Origin of the sequence: Nocardia sp. NPDC127606 (assembly GCF_042671725.1) — a bacterium.
Classification (GTDB): domain Bacteria; phylum Actinomycetota; class Actinomycetes; order Mycobacteriales; family Mycobacteriaceae; genus Nocardia.
In genome coordinates, this window is the sequence record NZ_JBHXWQ010000001.1 from 892867 (window position 1) to 908384 (window position 15518).

11 protein-coding genes and 1 pseudogene are annotated in these 15518 nt (G+C 64.8%); 5 read left to right on the forward strand and 7 right to left on the reverse strand.

Going from position 1 to position 15518, the window contains the following annotated elements; all coding sequences use genetic code 11:
• Window positions 1–283: 283 nt before the first annotated feature.
• The gene (locus tag ACFVJ5_RS04245; protein ID WP_379218433.1) at window positions 284–2230 is read right to left on the reverse strand and encodes a potassium transporter Kup; all 1947 of its coding nucleotides are present in this window, start codon (window positions 2228–2230) and stop codon (window positions 284–286) included.
• Between the two features lie 797 nt (window positions 2231–3027).
• Here ACFVJ5_RS04245 and ACFVJ5_RS04250 point away from each other — a divergent pair.
• Both ACFVJ5_RS04250 and ACFVJ5_RS04255 read left to right on the forward strand, forming a co-directional pair.
• Window positions 3028–4125, forward strand: coding sequence for a polyprenyl synthetase family protein (locus ACFVJ5_RS04250; RefSeq protein ID WP_379218434.1), 1098 nt, complete (start codon window positions 3028–3030; stop codon window positions 4123–4125).
• Window positions 4122–5408, forward strand: a complete 1287-nt coding sequence (locus ACFVJ5_RS04255; RefSeq protein WP_379218435.1) for a hypothetical protein — start codon at window positions 4122–4124, stop codon at window positions 5406–5408. The genes ACFVJ5_RS04250 and ACFVJ5_RS04255 overlap by 4 nt, the downstream gene beginning before the upstream one ends.
• A 57-nt stretch (window positions 5409–5465) precedes the next feature.
• Here the strand turns inward: ACFVJ5_RS04255 and ACFVJ5_RS04260 are convergent, their stop codons facing one another.
• Window positions 5466–6377, reverse strand: a complete 912-nt coding sequence (locus ACFVJ5_RS04260; protein WP_379218436.1) for a DAPG hydrolase family protein — start codon at window positions 6375–6377, stop codon at window positions 5466–5468.
• Window positions 6378–6651: 274 nt separating this feature from the next.
• Between ACFVJ5_RS04260 and ACFVJ5_RS04265 the strand changes: the two genes are divergently transcribed.
• Complete coding sequence (locus ACFVJ5_RS04265) at window positions 6652–7887, forward strand: cutinase family protein (protein WP_379218437.1); 1236 nt, start codon at window positions 6652–6654, stop codon at window positions 7885–7887.
• Here ACFVJ5_RS04265 and ACFVJ5_RS04270 read toward each other — a convergent pair.
• Window positions 7796–9388 (reverse strand): FAD-dependent oxidoreductase, encoded by a 1593-nt coding sequence (locus ACFVJ5_RS04270; RefSeq protein ID WP_379218438.1) that lies wholly within the window; start codon window positions 9386–9388, stop codon window positions 7796–7798. The two genes, ACFVJ5_RS04265 and ACFVJ5_RS04270, sit on opposite strands and share 92 nt — an antisense overlap.
• A gap of 274 nt (window positions 9389–9662) precedes the next feature.
• Here ACFVJ5_RS04270 and ACFVJ5_RS04275 point away from each other — a divergent pair, with 274 nt between their 5' ends.
• Entirely contained in the window at window positions 9663–10499 is an 837-nt protein-coding gene (locus ACFVJ5_RS04275) for an LLM class F420-dependent oxidoreductase (RefSeq protein ID WP_379218439.1), read from the forward strand.
• Window positions 10500–10623: 124 nt separating this feature from the next.
• Here the strand turns inward: ACFVJ5_RS04275 and ACFVJ5_RS04280 are convergent, their stop codons facing one another.
• The 4 genes and pseudogenes from ACFVJ5_RS04280 to ACFVJ5_RS04295 all read right to left on the reverse strand — a co-directional run bounded on the left by ACFVJ5_RS04280 (window position 10624) and on the right by ACFVJ5_RS04295 (window position 14529).
• Window positions 10624–11445 carry a YceI family protein gene (locus ACFVJ5_RS04280; RefSeq protein WP_379218440.1) on the reverse strand — a complete coding sequence of 274 codons (822 nt, stop codon included), beginning with the start codon at window positions 11443–11445 and terminating at the stop codon, window positions 10624–10626.
• On the reverse strand, window positions 11445–12434 hold the full coding sequence (locus ACFVJ5_RS04285) for a collagen binding domain-containing protein (protein WP_379219767.1): 990 nt from the start codon (window positions 12432–12434) through the stop codon (window positions 11445–11447). The genes ACFVJ5_RS04280 and ACFVJ5_RS04285 overlap by 1 nt, the downstream gene beginning before the upstream one ends.
• 48 nt (window positions 12435–12482) lie before the next feature.
• Window positions 12483–13994 (reverse strand): annotated as a pseudogene (locus tag ACFVJ5_RS04290) (MDR family MFS transporter); the annotation flags it as partial.
• Window positions 13995–14031: 37 nt separating this feature from the next.
• The gene (locus tag ACFVJ5_RS04295; protein ID WP_379218441.1) at window positions 14032–14529 is read right to left on the reverse strand and encodes a MarR family winged helix-turn-helix transcriptional regulator; all 498 of its coding nucleotides are present in this window, start codon (window positions 14527–14529) and stop codon (window positions 14032–14034) included.
• A gap of 242 nt (window positions 14530–14771) precedes the next feature.
• Between ACFVJ5_RS04295 and ACFVJ5_RS04300 the strand changes: the two genes are divergently transcribed.
• Window positions 14772–15467, forward strand: coding sequence for a glycosyltransferase (locus tag ACFVJ5_RS04300; RefSeq protein ID WP_379218442.1), 696 nt, complete (start codon window positions 14772–14774; stop codon window positions 15465–15467).
• The last annotated feature ends 51 nt before the right edge of the window (window positions 15468–15518 follow it).

Sequence of the window (15518 nt, forward strand, 5' to 3'; positions counted from 1 at the left end):
TGTCCCTGCATGGCCACGGAGTCTACCTGATGCGCGCGCCGTTGCGCGTTGAGTGTCTCCGTCGACAAACCAAATATCCTGACGCCCTGAATAATCCAGCTATGCTCGGCGTCTACTCGCGGATCGGGCGGGTATTTCCTCGCGCGGGGCGTACTGGAGAGGTGTGTTGAGCGAGCGCTGACCAGGACCGGATATTCGAAACATGGTCATATGAAGGCAGGACCCTGACACCTGGCGAGTTCGATGGTGTCGAAGTCCCGGTTCTGGCATCGATGTCCGAGGTTCAGACGTCGATGTGGGAGCCCATGATGACGGTGCGATCGCGGGGCAGGGAGAAGTAGTCGGCGGCGTCGGCGGTGATGTGGGAGGTGGCGATGAACAGTCGTTTGCGCCACGTCGCCATGGTCGGTTGGTCGCCGCGACGGAGTTCGATCTTGGAGACGAAGTAGGAGGCGCGATCGAGGTCGAGCCTTCCTTCTGTCGCCGAGGCATCGAGATGCCGCAACGCCGCGGGGACATCAGGACGTTCGGCGTAGCCGTAGCGGGCGGTGACGTGGATGATGCCGTCGTCGCCGTGCCCGAGGTGGTCGATGGTGAGCCTTTCCGTGAACGGGACACGGGGAACTGGGTCGGTGGCGATGCTCACGATCGCGACATGCTCGTGTCGGACGTGGTTGTTCTCGACATTGGCGCGCATGGCCAGCGGGGTCGTCTTCTTGCCCCGGTTGAGGAAGATCGCCGTGCCGGGGACCTCGACCGTCCTCGGCTGTCCGTCGCGGAGTTCGTCGACGAATTCCTGCAGCGAACCTTCACGCTGTTCGCGTGCCGCGGTGACGATGTCGCGACCGCGTTCCCAGGTGGTCATCACCGTGAACGCGATGACGCCGATGAGCAGTGGTAGCCAGGCCCCGTGCACGATTTTGGTGAGGTTCGCACCCAGGAACAGCAGATCGATACCCAGCAGCGGCACCGCACCGAGCGCGAGCAGCCAGAACGGGGTACGCCACCGGGCGCGGGCGACGTAGAAGAACAGCAGCGTGGTGATGGTGATGGTGCCCGTGACCGCCATCCCGAACGCGTAGGCGAGGGCGTGGGAGCTGCGGAACGCGAAGACCAGGACCAAGACGGAGACCATGAGCAGCCAGTTGATCCACGGGACATAGATCTGACCGATGGTGGAGTCGGAGGTGTGCACGATCCGCAGTCGCGGCAGGTAACCGAGTTGAGCGGCTTGGGAGGCGACGGAGAACGCGCCGGTGATCACGGCCTGGGCGGCGATGACCGTCGCGGCGGTGGCCAGCAGCACCATCGGGAGTCGACCCCAGCCGGGAACGAGTAGGAAGAACGGGCTGGTGATGTTCGCTGGGTCGGACAGGACCAGCGCGCCTTGGCCCATGTAGCTGAGCATGCATGCCGGGAACACCAGAAACAGCCAGCCTCGGGCGATCGGTCGCCGCCCGAAGTGACCCATGTCGGCGTAGAGGGCTTCGGCGCCGGTCACCGCGAGGACCACCGCGGCAAGCGCGAAGAACGCGATTTCGAAGTGGCCGAACAGAAATCCCAGCGCGTAGGTCGGTGAGATCGCCTTCAGGATTTCCGGATTGTCACTGATGCCCCCGATCCCGGCCATCCCGATCGCGGTGAACCACGCGATCATCACCGGCCCGAATACCCGTCCGACGACCGCGGTTCCCTTGCGCTGCACCAGGAACAGGATCACGATGATCGCCGCGGTGATCGGGATGATGAACTCCTCGAACGACGGCTCGACGATCTTCAATCCCTCGACAGCCGAGAGAACCGAGATCGCCGGGGTGATCATGGAATCGCCGAAGAACAACGAGGCGCCGAAGATCCCCAGTGCCGCGAGGAAAGCCGCGGTCCGCTTGCCGCCCGGCGCGCTCCAGCGCCGCAGCAGCGTGATGAGCGCCATGATGCCGCCCTCGCCGTCGTTGTCGGCACGCATCGCCAGCATCACATAGGTGATCGTCACGATCACCGTCACCGACCAGAAGATCAGCGAGACGATCCCGAACACGTTGTCCTGGCTCACCGGCACCGGATGCGGATCGGCCGGATTGAACACCGTCTGCAGGGTGTAGATCGGGCTGGTGCCGATGTCACCGAACACCACGCCCAGTGCGGCGACGATCGCCGCCAGGCGCACGGCTTCACGCCCGGTTCCGTGTCCGGTCGGGGCCGATGAGGCTTGGGTCGATGTTTCGGTCACAGGCCGTCCTTCCGTAGCGAGCACCCGACTGACGGCGCTGCCGTGACGATATCGCCGGTGTCGTTGATCTGATCGTTCGGACAAGCGATCCATCCACAATCTTTATGGATCGGCTCAGGGTTTGCTGAACTATTGCTCGGTCGGTTCATCGAGACAGGTCAGGAGTCAGCCGTGCCAGGGGCGGTCTCACCACTGGTGCACCCAGACCGCTTCATTTCGGTCTCGACAGTGCGCATCCTCGCCGTTGACATCTGTCCACAGCCCCTGTCCGAGGTGTTGGTCGAAGACACTGTGGCGCAACAGTATTCGAGGAATCCGCGGGGGTGTCAGATGATATGAGCACCCCCGGACGGACATGGCCACGGCCCGGTTATGGCCTGGAAGCTGGTAGGAATCCACAATATCTGAGATCTGTGCCCGTGGAAGTCTCACGAAGCGCCGAATCTACTGTGCGGCAACGTGATTGCCGCTGTAGAATCGTCGACACAGCGAAGTCGCTCCCTTCGATGACCGATCGCCGGACAATGGCGTTTTCGTGAACGGTCTGTGCAGGTTTTCCCGGCCGTACCCACATTGTCCCCGTCGTGTCGACGTGACCATCGACGTCCGAACATCACTGTTTTCCAGCGCAAGATCAGCTCACCGTATGCCTACGTGCTACTCCCCACTGAAGTCGGCGTCGGCCTTGTCGTTGTGGCAGGACACCGCGAACGACGCCTCCGCCTGAATCCTGTCAGCCCCAGTGAACCATCAGGGGATCTCACCGCCATGTGGCCGCACCAAAGGAATTCAGCGTTATGGACAATCCCGCGCTACCCGAAGTCCGCCGTAACGATGCTCGTCCGACAGGTAACCCACAGCACCAGGGCGAACCGGTCGCGTTGTTGCTCAGACACCAGAGTGCGACTGAGCCGGTCGCCGAGTACCAGCGCTTCGAAACGCTCGAACTGATTCCGCTGGTCAATGCGCGCCTGTACGAAATCCTCGTCAGCGGTGGTGGTTTCGACGACATCTGCAGACACGTTCTCGCCGCTCCTGGCAAGCGCGTGCGGGCACGTCTCGTTCTGGCGAGCGCGGGCCTGCTTGTCACCACCGCGTCCGAACCCAGTCGCGCCGCCCTCGATCTGGCCTGCGCGATGGAGATGCTGCACGAGTCCTCGCTGATGCACGACGATATTTGTGACGGCTCGCTGCTGCGCCGCGGCGCAACCTCGGTGCCCGCCGCGTTCGGCGTGCGCATCGCCGCCAGAGCGGGGTTCCACATGGCAGGTGCCGCGGTACAACTGATCGCTCAGGTGCTTGCCGCCGACCCGAGCGTGTTCGCTCGCCTGGGTGAGGTACCCGGTGTGACGTATTCCGACGGGCTGTCGGATCTGTCATTCGGTCAGCTCATCGAGATGCTGCCGCCCGCGGTCGATGCGACCGCGCTGCGCCGTCACTACCGACTCGTTGCCGGCGCCAAGACAGGTACTTTGTTCCGATTGTCATGCTCCTACGGGGGAACCGCGGGCGGTGCCGATCACGATCGCCTGCGAGCACTGATGACATACGCCGACGAGCTCGCACTCGCGTTCCAGATCATGGACGACGTCCGCGATATCGAGGGCGGTCCCGAGCTGGGCAAGGACGCAGGCGGTGACCTGGAACGACGGGTTCCGACCTGGCCGGTGATCGAATGGCTCGAGCTGCGCCCCGGCGCGCGGGAGATGTGGCTGTCTGCCGACACTTCGAGCGCGACCCTGCAAACCGACCTGATCGACAGCGGGGCCACCAAAGCCGCACGGGCGGTTGCCCTCGACGCCACGCAGAAGGCGAGCGCTGCACTGAACATCTTCCCGGCATCGCCTGCCCGCGACGACCTCCATGAACTGCTACAGGAAGTGATCACCCGATGAGGCAGACCAGAATCGGATCACTCGCCCATGGATTTCGGCACCTGCGCCGCGCACCGGACATGGCCGCGCTACGGGCCGCCTCCTCACCTGCGGAGCTGGCCCGGCTGGCACTGATCCCAGCCGGTCGTAACCTGGGCATCGCGGTGAGCTACCTGCCCACGCACCTGCAGGCAGAGGCCACCGCCGCTCTGCTGGCCTGCCGAGTTCTGGACGCCTTCGAGGATCTCAGCGACCGCGCGATCGCGAGCTGCGCCGTGCTGGACGCTGCGGACTACCTCAATGGCAACACTGACATCAAGCCTCCTGCGCTGCCTTCGGTCAGCGCAGAAGCCCGCGACAGCGAAGCGGTCGACCGGCTCCTGGCCGAGCGTATCGGCGACATCAGGGCTCTGCTCGTAGCGCTGTCGCCAGCCGGGCGCAAGCGTGTCGGCGCGGTGGTCAGCGATGTCGCAGCGGTGATGGCCCGCAATATCGACTCACCGCTGTCGCGGGTCGCCTACAGCGAAGGTGTGCTCGGCCGGGTCACCTACTACGCGTGTGAACTCGCCTCCGAAGCCGTTGTGCCCGAGGCGGATCTGCGCGAACTGGCCGGCTGTCTCGCTATCATCGCTCAGTCCGCCAACGACCTGCGTGACAACGAGTTGGAGATCTACGGCGTCGCCGACCGCGAGGAGCTGAAGCGGAAGGTCATGCTCCAGCTCCTGGTACCGGCGCTGGGCGGCTTCGCCCTGCTGGCCAGGCTCGGTCCCGCCACGCCGAGTTTTGGTGCGCGGGCGGCGATGGCGCACATGACCATCACCACGACGGCTTTCCTGTGTGGTGCCGTCGACGCGCCCCCGCCCTTCCGGCGCAAGGTCGGCGCCGCGCTCCTTGCGGCGTCCTCGTCGAAGTACTGGACCAAGATGCTGGATCGGGTGCGGCGAAGTGTCGACGTGGCGGTCCACCGAATGCTGGACGTCGCACCGGAGTTCGCCGACGGTACGAACAAGGCGACCGAGGCGCTCGTTGTGGGTGACCCGCTGTCGATGCCGACTTCGCTGGTGCCGCTGATCGTCGACACCACTTTCGCGATGGTGCAGACCCTGCCCGAAGGTGCGCTGACCGGCGAGCTCGCCGACACCGAGGTACGCACCATGTTGATCGCTGACCACCTGGCTTTCAGCGCGATGGAACGGGTGCCACCACACGACCCCGAAGCGCTACAGGCCCTCGCCACACAACTCCAACTCGGCGCCCTCGATACCAGCGTGGGCGGGCACGACCAGGTAGGCCAGCGCACCTAACTGCTCGAGCTCGCCATCTGTCCGATCCAGCGACCGTCTTCGGCCTCTGATGACGCCTCAGCGCCCAGCGGGTTCCGTTTCCTGCGAATTGGCGATTTCGTCGTGGAGATCAGGCAGGAATTGGGCCAAGTGGTGCATCTCCTGCCCGCAGTGCAGCAGGAGATCGCGGGCGAGATCGGTGCCGAGGACGAGATCCGCTACATCGACCGCGGCACCCCGGCTGACTGCCTGTGCGGCGCGGACCAGGTCGGGGCTGTGTAGCCCGTAGTGGTTGAGATAGAAGCGGCTGCGCATTTCACATCCGCCGGGAACCGGCCGAACCTGATGTGCCAGCCAGCCCAGATCGACCGGCGCCACGCTGCTGCCTACCCGTCCGAATATCACTGTGTGACCGTCGGGTACGTCGAATCCGTGGTCCTGTGGATCGAGAAAGGCGATGGCGAGCTGTTGCAGTTTCGGGCCGACATACTCATCGACATAGGAGATGTTGCCGACGTACTTCGCTCGGTCCGCTACAGCGTGGCTGGTCTTGTCCACGCTGATTCCGGCATACAGGTGTGCGTCAGGATGCCACAGCTTGTATCTCGCCGATTCCGCCGAATGCCAGCCGAACCACCAATCCCACATCTCCGCAGTGACATTCGGCATGTCGGTGTGTACCGCCGCCCACACCATCCCGCTCGCGGTCTGTCCATATCCGGTTTCGACCGTCGAGTAGCCAGTGGGCGCGAGATCACGCGAAAGTGCCGAAAAGTCCGGAATGGTATTCGGCGGCACCGGCGGACCGTCGTAGGTGCTGAGCACCGATGCCGGTGCGGGGCTCGTCTGTGTGGCCATGAACCTCGCATAGGGCTTCGCCCGATCGTCGGCGGAGTACCCCTGGTATCGGACGCCGGGGTTTTCCTCGGCACGGGACACGGCCGAGGCGCCCGCACCCGAGAACACTCCACCGAGCAGCAGGGCTCCCATCGACAGAGTCTGCCGTCGAGTCCATCGTCTGTGTCTCACCATGCGTCGAAGCTATCGAAGGCCGCCCGGCGCAGCCCGTGGAACGGCGTGAGCAGGCCGCGTTCTGTGGGAACCAACAGCGAAGCAAGTGCACCTGACCCGTCGCCGCCGACAGGTGGGATCGCCAGCAGCGCCGACTATTTCGCGGTCCACCGACCATAACGTCTGTTATGTTGAGTCTTCGGACGTGGTCAACGCTAGGCCGTCGCGACGGCGGATCGCCGAAAGGGTTGCGATGATATCCGTACTCCACTCACGCCCATCCACCTCGAAGCTGGTCGAGCGAGTCCTGGTCTGCGCCGTTGTGCTGGTGTCCTTCGCGGTGGTGAACGGCGCAGGCACGGCGTCGGCCGAGGACAACTGCCTATCGACGGTCGTGATCGGCGCTGCGGGTACTGATCAAGGTCCGCAACACATTCCGCCCGCTCTCGACAGCAACGACCGCGTCGCGCAGTTCGGTGCCGAAGTCGCCACGGCGATCACCGCGTTCACCGACACCCTCGGGGGGCCAGCGCTGTTGGCCCCGATCAACTATCCGGCGACCGGCGTCAAATGGGGCAGCGCGGTCGTCGCGAAAGTGGCCTACGACGCGTCGGCATACAAGCTGAGTAAGGATACTGGTTACTCGCGCGCCTACGACGAGCTGAAAAAGCGAGCAGCGGCGTGCAGTTCGGCCAAGTTCACGCTGGTCGGATACTCGCAGGGCGCTCACATCATGGGTGACCTCGCGCAGTCGGTTTTCCACGGCAACGGACCCGTGGACCGAACGCGCATCGGCGCGGTCATCCTGATCGCGGACCCCGCCTACAACGGGAGCTCGCCGCGCACCACCGAAGCGATCTTCGACAAGGACAAGCTCACTCAGGATCAGGACCATTGGAAGATCGGCGGCTCGCTCGGTCAACGCGCGGCATTCGCGAAGACCGATCCGGTCGTGTCGATCTGCGTGTACGGCGACCCCGTGTGCGACGGTCAGGATCTGAGCGGACAAGACGGAAAGTTCAAACCGGCAACCAATCAATGGATGCACGCTCTGTATCGAAACCACGTGTTCGAGAGCAAGAAGGACATCGCAACGTGGGTGGGTGTGCAAGGCGCACAGGTCATCCGCCCTGCTGCCCGGGTCGATCCGGGCCCCGCACCCGCTGAATTGCCGGGCAACCCGTCGTTGCCATCGGCGCCGACCGCTCCGGCGCCGTCGACCCATGAGCCGGTGACCATCGCCCAATCGGGTGCGAAGACTGTCACCGTGACCGTCGTCGACGCAGCAGGGGCCGGCGCGCGGGCGATCCGGTGTTGGAACTCGACCGACGCGACCCACAGCTGGAAAACGAACTATCTCGGCGAGGTCCAAGCCGACATCCCGCGCAACGGCACCTTCACCGTGACCTGCCCGACCGCACCGAAGGCGGGGACGTTCTCGCTGGAGTTCTTGAATTGGCGGTGGTCTCCGGCGATCCAATGGCGCTGAGATGAGGTCCCGATGGTTGCGCCCGGCCCAGTGGGCCGCAGCGAACATCGAAGCGTGTGCGCACAGTGTCCAGGGTTTGCCGGAGGTGCTCGCGTCCGCGGCGGTGGGTGAGCATGAACCGCGTCGTTCCGATCATGCGGCGCGGCAGCGGGTACCAGCGATCGAGATCGAATCCACAATCGAGGAACACTTTGTTCGGGATGGCGTCGACGACGAGGCTGAGGTTGTGCATGGCCAGCGAGCCGAGCACATACGGAAGTGCCGCACTCGACTTCGTCCGTAGGTCCAGCGCGTCGAGTTCATACAGCGGGACTTCCTCGAGCTTGTCCAAGAACAGTAGGTGGGTCAAGAAGTAGCCCATGTACGACGTCAGATGGAATGTGGCGGAGCGCGGCTGCACCGAGACGACCGCACCGCTGTCGGAAACATAGGGTTCGTAGGGCGGTGGCGGGTCGCCGCGCAGCAAATATCCGGTGCAGTTCACTATCCAGCTGCCCGGTTGAATCTTCTTCGCTGATCCGCTGCGGAACACCAAGTCGATGTCGCCGTCGCGGTCGACGGCATCGACGACGTGATCCATGATCACCTCGTTCAGGCCGTCGGCGATCGTCTTGTTCTCCGATGCCGACAGCAAGCCCAGCAGGTAGTTGCCTGTGGTGGGGGTCAACCACGTGCCGTAGGTCGTGCGTAACCAAGTCGCGACATCGGTCTCGTTGGTCCCGTCGAAGCGCCGACCCAGTTCCGTGAAAACCCCGGATGCCAGCGTGCCGCCCCACCAGCGTCGGCCGCCTACCGGGAACAAACGGTCACGGTCCGAAAAGAACGTGCCTGAACCTGCCACCAGGTTCACTTCCCGACCGGGGCATTCCGTGATCAGCGTGTGAGCGGTATCCATCGCGGTCTTTCCCCCGCCCACGATCCACACAGGGGCGTCGCTCGCCCGCATCTCGTCACCCCGCATATCGCAGAAGTCGGGTGACACCGACACGATCCGTGCGCTGGAAATCTCGAGCGGGGCGTTGGGCACAACCCCGAATCCGCCGGCTTTGATCAGTCGCTTCGCCTCGACAACCATTCGTCGGCCGCCCGACGACTTGCAGGTGACGCGCACAATCCTGTCGGAATCGTCCTGTGACTCCAGCTCCCAGCCGAAGTATTCCTCCACCTGCACTCGTTGTCTGACAATCTCGAGGCAGTGTTCGAAGTGGGCGAGCACCTCGTCCTTGGTTGCCAGGTAGGAGCGATCCTGGCCAAGTGTCCACTTGATGTTGCCCGCGGTGAACAGGCCATGCGGTTGGTGCAGTCGTACGTACGCATAGGTGTCGACCCACATCCCGCCGGAACGATCGCGGCGATCGACCAGGATGATTTTCTGCGAACGAGACAAGTACCGACTGGCGACGAAGAGGGCATTGATTCCGGCGATGCCGGCTCCGACAATGCAGACGTCGCAGCGCTCTACCCGAACGGACGTCTCGGCTGGCACGGCGCCATCTGTCACCGCAACCTCCTGGGGGAGACTCTTGATTCAGCGAGAGTGGGCGGTAGCGATGTCACGCGCCAGCGCGTCTTGGTTGCGACCAGTTGGTTCGCTATCGATCTTCCTCTCAGCCAGCACGTATGTCACCGATGGTTCGCTGGTCTAAGAGCTTCTGACCGTCACCGGCCCCGGCGGAAGCCGGATCCTTCTCGCCGACCCGGTGGTGAGTCGTCTACAACAGTGCTTGGCGAGTTGGCCTCGGAATAGTCGCGACGGGACTCGCGTTGCCTCCGGCATGACCAACAGTGATCTCGGGAAATTCGGTGTGTGGCGCCACTACAAGGGGTTCGCCCCGGCGGCGGCCCGCGAGATCGAAGAACTGGGATACGGCGCGTTGTGGCTCGGCGGATCGCCGCCTGCCGATTTGCTGGTGGCCGAATCGCTGCTGGAGGCAACGGAATCGCTGATTGTCGGTACCAGCATCGTGAATATCTGGACGGCGCCGGCAGAGACCGTCGCGGAGTCCTTTCACCGTATCGACCAGCGATTTCCTGGGCGCTTCCTGCTCGGCATCGGGGTGGGTCATCGGGAGGCCAATGGCGCGGGGGCAGTCAAGCCGTACGAAGCGCTGGTGGCTTACCTGGACGAACTCGACGCCGCGGGTGTGCCGAAGGAGCGCAGGGCGTTGGCGGCGCTCGGACCGCGCGTGCTGAAACTCGCCCGTGACCGGACCGCGGGCGCGCTGCCCTACCTCACCCCGCCTGAGCACACCAGGACTGCCCGCGAAACGCTTGGTGCGGAAGCGCTTCTGGTCGCGGAGCAGAAGGTAGTCCTGGATGACGATGTGGCGCGGGCGCGCGAGCTCGCCAGGGGCACGGTTTCGATGTATCTGGGGCTGGTGAACTACCTGGGTAATCTGCGCCGCGTCGGCTTCTCCGAGGAAGACATCACCAAGCCGGGAAGCGATCGGCTGATCGATGTTCTCGCCGTCAACGGCACGCCCGCCGAAGTCGCGGCCGGATTGGTGGCGCACCTGGACGCGGGCGCCGACCATGTCGCGATCCAGCCGTTGAACGAGGACTACCTCGAGGCGCTACGCGCGCTGGCCGCGGTACTGCCGTTTACTCGGTGAGGGTTCGCCATGTTGCGTGTGGTCATGCCGGGGGAGTGGGCGCGGAAAAGCGCCCGACATACACACTCCTGGCTGGTGCGGTCAGTGTTGGACAAGGCCGACGGGGCCCGGTGTGGGTGACCCGCTAGATGGCGGGTAGCTGCTCGCCTTGTACCACTTCGATGTCGAGTTCGATTTTGACGGTGGTGCCGACGGCGGCCACTCCCGCGCGCACAACCGCGTTGTAATCGATCGCGAAATCGTTGCGGTGCAAGAGTGTTTCGGCGTGGAACGCGGCGCGTACCCCACCCCACGGATCTGGCCCGAACCCACCGTAGGCCACCTCGAGATCGACCGAGCGACGCTGCCCGTGCATGGCCAGCTCACCCGCCATCACCCAGGTGTCACCTCCGGTACGACGCAATCCGTGACCGGTGAAAGTGATCATCGGATACCTGTCGACATCCAAGAACTCCGGCGAGCGCAGGTGATTGTCACGCATCGAGATACCGGTATCGATACCCGCTGCCTTGATCTCCGCGTGCCCGGTGGATCGCTCGAACGACTCAGCGATATCGAGTCGCCCACTCACCTCGGCGAATCGGGCTTTGATACTCGCGATTCCCAGATGACGCGCGGTGGCGATCACCGTCGAATGTGCGGGATCGATCGTCCACGGTCCCGGCGGCGGCACCGCCACCGCCCCCATCGCCGGCACCAACAGCACCTCACCGAGCACGCCCGTCCCCGTCGAAGAGATCTGCGCGATCCGCGCCACCGGCTCGAACCCGACCGCGGTGAGCACCGCGGTGTGAACTCCCGCGGGCAACAGGCTGGTGGTCACCGCTCCGGTTTCGTCGGCAACCGCACGGGCGATCTGGCTGCCCCTCATATCGGTCACCGTCAACACTGCGTCCGGCACCGGCCACCCCTCCGCGGTGCGAACACGACCGGTCAACCCGCTCATCAACGATCCCCGCGCTCGTAGCCGAGTTGCACGTCGTAGGCGGCCTCGCCACCGGAGACAGTGACCTGCCCGGTCACCGGCGGATAACCACGAGCGATCACGGTGTATTGCCCCTCGAGAAGATCGGTGACGACATAGCGGCCGTTCTCATCGGTGCGTACCGTCGCGGCCACCTCACCCGCCGCGTCGAGCACGCTGACCAGCACGTCCGGTGCCGCCCGGCCGCCGTCGGCCAGCGCGGATCCGGCAAGTACCGCCATCGCGGTCAAATTGATGTCCTGACGCAACACACCGCTGTCCGGCACCGTCAAGGTGATCGCGCTGGGACGCATGTGCTCCGCTGCCGCGACCAAGGTGTAGACACCCGACACCACGCCGTGGCACAGATAGGTGCCGTCGCCGCCCGTGACGGCGGCCCCGACCACCTCACCGCGCATATCGGTCAACGTGACCGTCGCACCCGACAACGGCGAACCGTGGGCGGCGGTACGGACGACACCCGACACCTCACCGGAACCCACCAGGGTCAGATCAATCCGCTGGGTCCGCTGACCGACCGACACATTGACCGCGGTCGGCTGGTGCCCCATCGCCGACACGATCAACACATGACCACCCGACTCCGGCGCACTGATCGCATAACCACCATCAGCGGCACTGCTCGCTCGTGCGACCTGACGGCCACCCTGATCGATCAACGTCAACACAGCACCCGGCAACGGATGACCATCCTCGCGGCGGACGTGACCGTCCACCGATCCACCGCCGATGCCCGACCCGGACAACTCGCCGGTGGACGGAGCGGACTGCGACGACGCGTCGACCTGGTACGCCCGATGACCGTTCTGATCTACCGGCGCATGCCGTCCGGCCGAAGCAGTCGGCACCAGCTCTGACTCGGACAACACTCGCTCAGCGCCTTCCCAGACCGGGTCTTCTTCCCACCTCGACTCCGCGAGTACGGCCAATTCGGCGTCCAGCGCCGCCATTCCGTCGGCATCGGTCGGATTATCCTGCGACGCGGAATCTTTCGCGGTCGGGTCGAGGGCCGGATCGATATCGATCGTGCTGCGCAGCGGTCGGTTCGGAAGCCACGCGGTCGCGAGGAGGGCGACGACCGCCGCCCCCGCGGCGATGAGGAAGATCCGACCGGTCGCATCGCCGTAGGCGGCACGCACGATCGTCGCGATCGGTGCGGGTAGTCCGTGGAGGTTCAGATTGCTGCCGCCGGAGGAACTGGTTGTGACACCGATCTTCGCGAAACCTTCTGTGGACAGCGCGCTCACCCGGGTAGCCAGCACCGACCCCAGCACCGAGACACCGATCGCGCCACCGAAGGTGCGGAAGAACGCGACGCTGCTCGATGCCGCGCCGATATTGTGCACGCTCACGGTGTTCTGCACGGCCAGCACCAGGTTCTGCATCATCATGCCGACACCGAGCCCGACAACGGCGATGTAGGTGCCGACCAGCCACAGGTTGGTGGCGTGATCGATCGTCGAGAGCAGCCCGAACCCGACCACCAACAGGGCACCGCCGGTGACGACGAACGCCTTCCATTTCCCGAACCGGGTGATCAGCTGTCCCGAACCGGTCGACGCGACGAGCATGCCCGCGACCATCGGGATGGTCAGCACTCCGGCCACCGTCGGTGAAAATCCGCGCGCGGTCTGGAAGTACTGGCCCAGGAAGGTGGTCGCTCCGAACATGCCGATTCCGACCGCGATCGAGGCGATGATCGCCAGACCGGTGGTGCGCTCGGTGACGATCGACAGCGGGATGATCGGCGACTTGGCACGGGATTCGACCAGCAGGGTCGCGAGCAGCAGCACGACGCCCACGCCGACATACAACGCCGATTCGCGAGAGAACCACGCGTAGTAATCCGCCTTCCCCGCGAACGACACCCAGATGAGCAGCACCGACACACCGGCCGTCATCAGGGCGGCGCCGAGCCAGTCGATCGATACCCCCTCCTTGCGTTCGGTCGGCAGTCGCAGGGTCCGCTGCAGCAGTACCAGGGCGATCACGGCCAGGGGCACACAGACGAAGAAGCACCAGCGCCAGCCGAGCGGACTGTCGACGATGACGCCGCCGAGGATGGGTCCACCCGACATCGACACCGCCATCACGGCGCCCATGTAGCCGGAATAGCGTCCGCGTTCACGCGGCGAGACGATGGAACCGATGATCGCGACCACGAGCGCGGTCAAGCCGCCCATGCCGATGCCCTGGATGACTCGTGCCGCCAGCAGCATGGGCACAGTGCCCGCGACGCCCGCGATCACCGAACCGATGACGAAGATGACGATGGCCGACTGGACCAACAGCTTCTTGTTGAACAGATCGGCGAACTTGCCCCAGATCGGGGTGGACGCGGCGTTGGCCAGCAGTGCTGTGGTGATAACCCAGGCGTATGCGGTCTGCGACCCCTCCAGGTCGCCGATGATCGTGGGCAGCGCGGTCGCCACGATCGTGGTGCTGAGCAGTGCTGTGAACAGCGCCGCCAGCAGCCCGGTCATGGCTTCCAGGATTTGACGATGGGTCATCGCGACCGGGGCCCGCCGCGTCCCCGCCTCGACTGAATTAGACATCCGCTTCCTGACTTCCTGTCGAATCCGGCCGGCGTGCGCCCACCGCGCTGTGGTGCGCAACTGTGGCCAGTGAATTCCTGAGCTTCAGAACAACCGAGGTGGCCTGTTCGGCTTCGTCCTCGCTCCAATGGGCGAGAGCGGTCTGCAATCCCCGTGCTCGCGATATCCGGACGCGCCGCAGCAGATCGCTTCCTTTGTCGGTGACCTGGATGAGAGTGGCCCGGCCATCGCTGGGATCGGCGTGGCGGGCAATGTTGCCCGAGCGCACCAGCTCGGCAACATGCCTGCTCAGCGTCGATGGGCTGATGCACAAGTCCACCGCGAGATCCACCTGTCGGCACGGACCCCTGGCCTCGAGCGAGCCCAGCACGCCGATGCCGCCGGGGAGCAGGTCCCCTTCGTCTGGATGGGAGAGGGCAGCGCGGATGGCTCGGCCCATGAAATAGAGCTCTCTGATCAGGCTCTGAGCCGTATCGGGTGACACTGCCATGACTACTCCCAGACGAGAATATTTACTTGCAGAATGCAACTATACATTACATTACTTGTGCTAAGCAACGAGCCGCGGGAGGTCCCTGCCCGCGCGGCCGTATCGCCGCCTCGCGGCGACACGGCCGGAGGCTGGGGTTCTCGAGGAGCACCGGCGAACTCGTCGTGGCTGTTTGCCAGAAGTAGAGGCGGGTAGGCGTACCTCATGAATCAGTCGTCGGTCGCGACGTGCAGTGCCCGGTCATGATCGGTGACATCGACAGGGTCGTCGTGGTGGTCCCCGCCCGTAACGAGGAGCGACTGCTTCCTCGGTGTCTCGCAGCTCTGGAACGCGCTGTGAGTCGTGTCGATGTTCCGGTACGTGTGCAACTCGTGCTCGACGCCTGCACTGATGATTCGGCACGGATCGCTTCGACAGCCGAGGTACTGACGGTCTGCGAGCGCAATGTCGGGGCCGCCCGGCGGCGAGGATTCGAGCACGCGGGCGCGGGCTGTGATGCCGGAACCTGGTTCGCGACCACTGACGCCGACTCCGAGGTCGACGAATCCTGGTTGTCCGCCCAGCTCAGTTATGCGCGGAGGGGTTTCGAGGTGGTAGCGGGCGTGGTGGGGGTGCGCCGATGGTCGGCACACTCGGCGCAGACTCGACGGATCTACGAGCACGAATACCGCATCCACGGGCCCGACGGTCACGGCCATCTCCACGGCGCCGCGCTCGGCTTCCGGGCCGACGCGTACTGGGGAATCGGTGGTTTTCGCGCACTACGCACAGGCGAGGACGTGGACCTGGCCGATCGGCTGCTAGCCGCCGGCGCCAGGATCGCCTGGGCGGAGGACGTCCGTGTCACCACCTCTGCCCGGCGGAGGGGTCGCGCGCCGCACGGATTCGCCGAGCATCTGCGCAGGCTGGGACGTGACGAGCCGCAGGAGGTCTCGTGACGTCCGTGGACAGTTCCGTCGTCGGCTCACGTGCGGAAGCCGAGACGCCGA

Bases quoted from the DNA above. Each gene is read 5' to 3' on its own strand.
- ACFVJ5_RS04250 (WP_379218434.1), top strand. From the start codon at position 3,028: ATGGACAATCCCGCGCTACCCGAAGTCCGCCGTAACGATGCTCGTCCG.
- ACFVJ5_RS04260 (WP_379218436.1), bottom strand. From the start codon at position 6,377: ATGGGAGCCCTGCTGCTCGGTGGAGTGTTCTCGGGTGCGGGCGCCTCG.
- ACFVJ5_RS04255 (WP_379218435.1), top strand. From the start codon at position 4,122: ATGAGGCAGACCAGAATCGGATCACTCGCCCATGGATTTCGGCACCTG.
- ACFVJ5_RS04300 (WP_379218442.1), top strand. From the start codon at position 14,772: ATGATCGGTGACATCGACAGGGTCGTCGTGGTGGTCCCCGCCCGTAAC.
- ACFVJ5_RS04275 (WP_379218439.1), top strand. From the start codon at position 9,663: ATGACCAACAGTGATCTCGGGAAATTCGGTGTGTGGCGCCACTACAAG.
- ACFVJ5_RS04265 (WP_379218437.1), top strand. From the start codon at position 6,652: ATGATATCCGTACTCCACTCACGCCCATCCACCTCGAAGCTGGTCGAG.
- ACFVJ5_RS04295 (WP_379218441.1), bottom strand. From the start codon at position 14,529: ATGGCAGTGTCACCCGATACGGCTCAGAGCCTGATCAGAGAGCTCTAT.
- ACFVJ5_RS04280 (WP_379218440.1), bottom strand. From the start codon at position 11,445: ATGAGCGGGTTGACCGGTCGTGTTCGCACCGCGGAGGGGTGGCCGGTG.
- ACFVJ5_RS04285 (WP_379219767.1), bottom strand. From the start codon at position 12,434: ATGGCGGCGCTGGACGCCGAATTGGCCGTACTCGCGGAGTCGAGGTGG.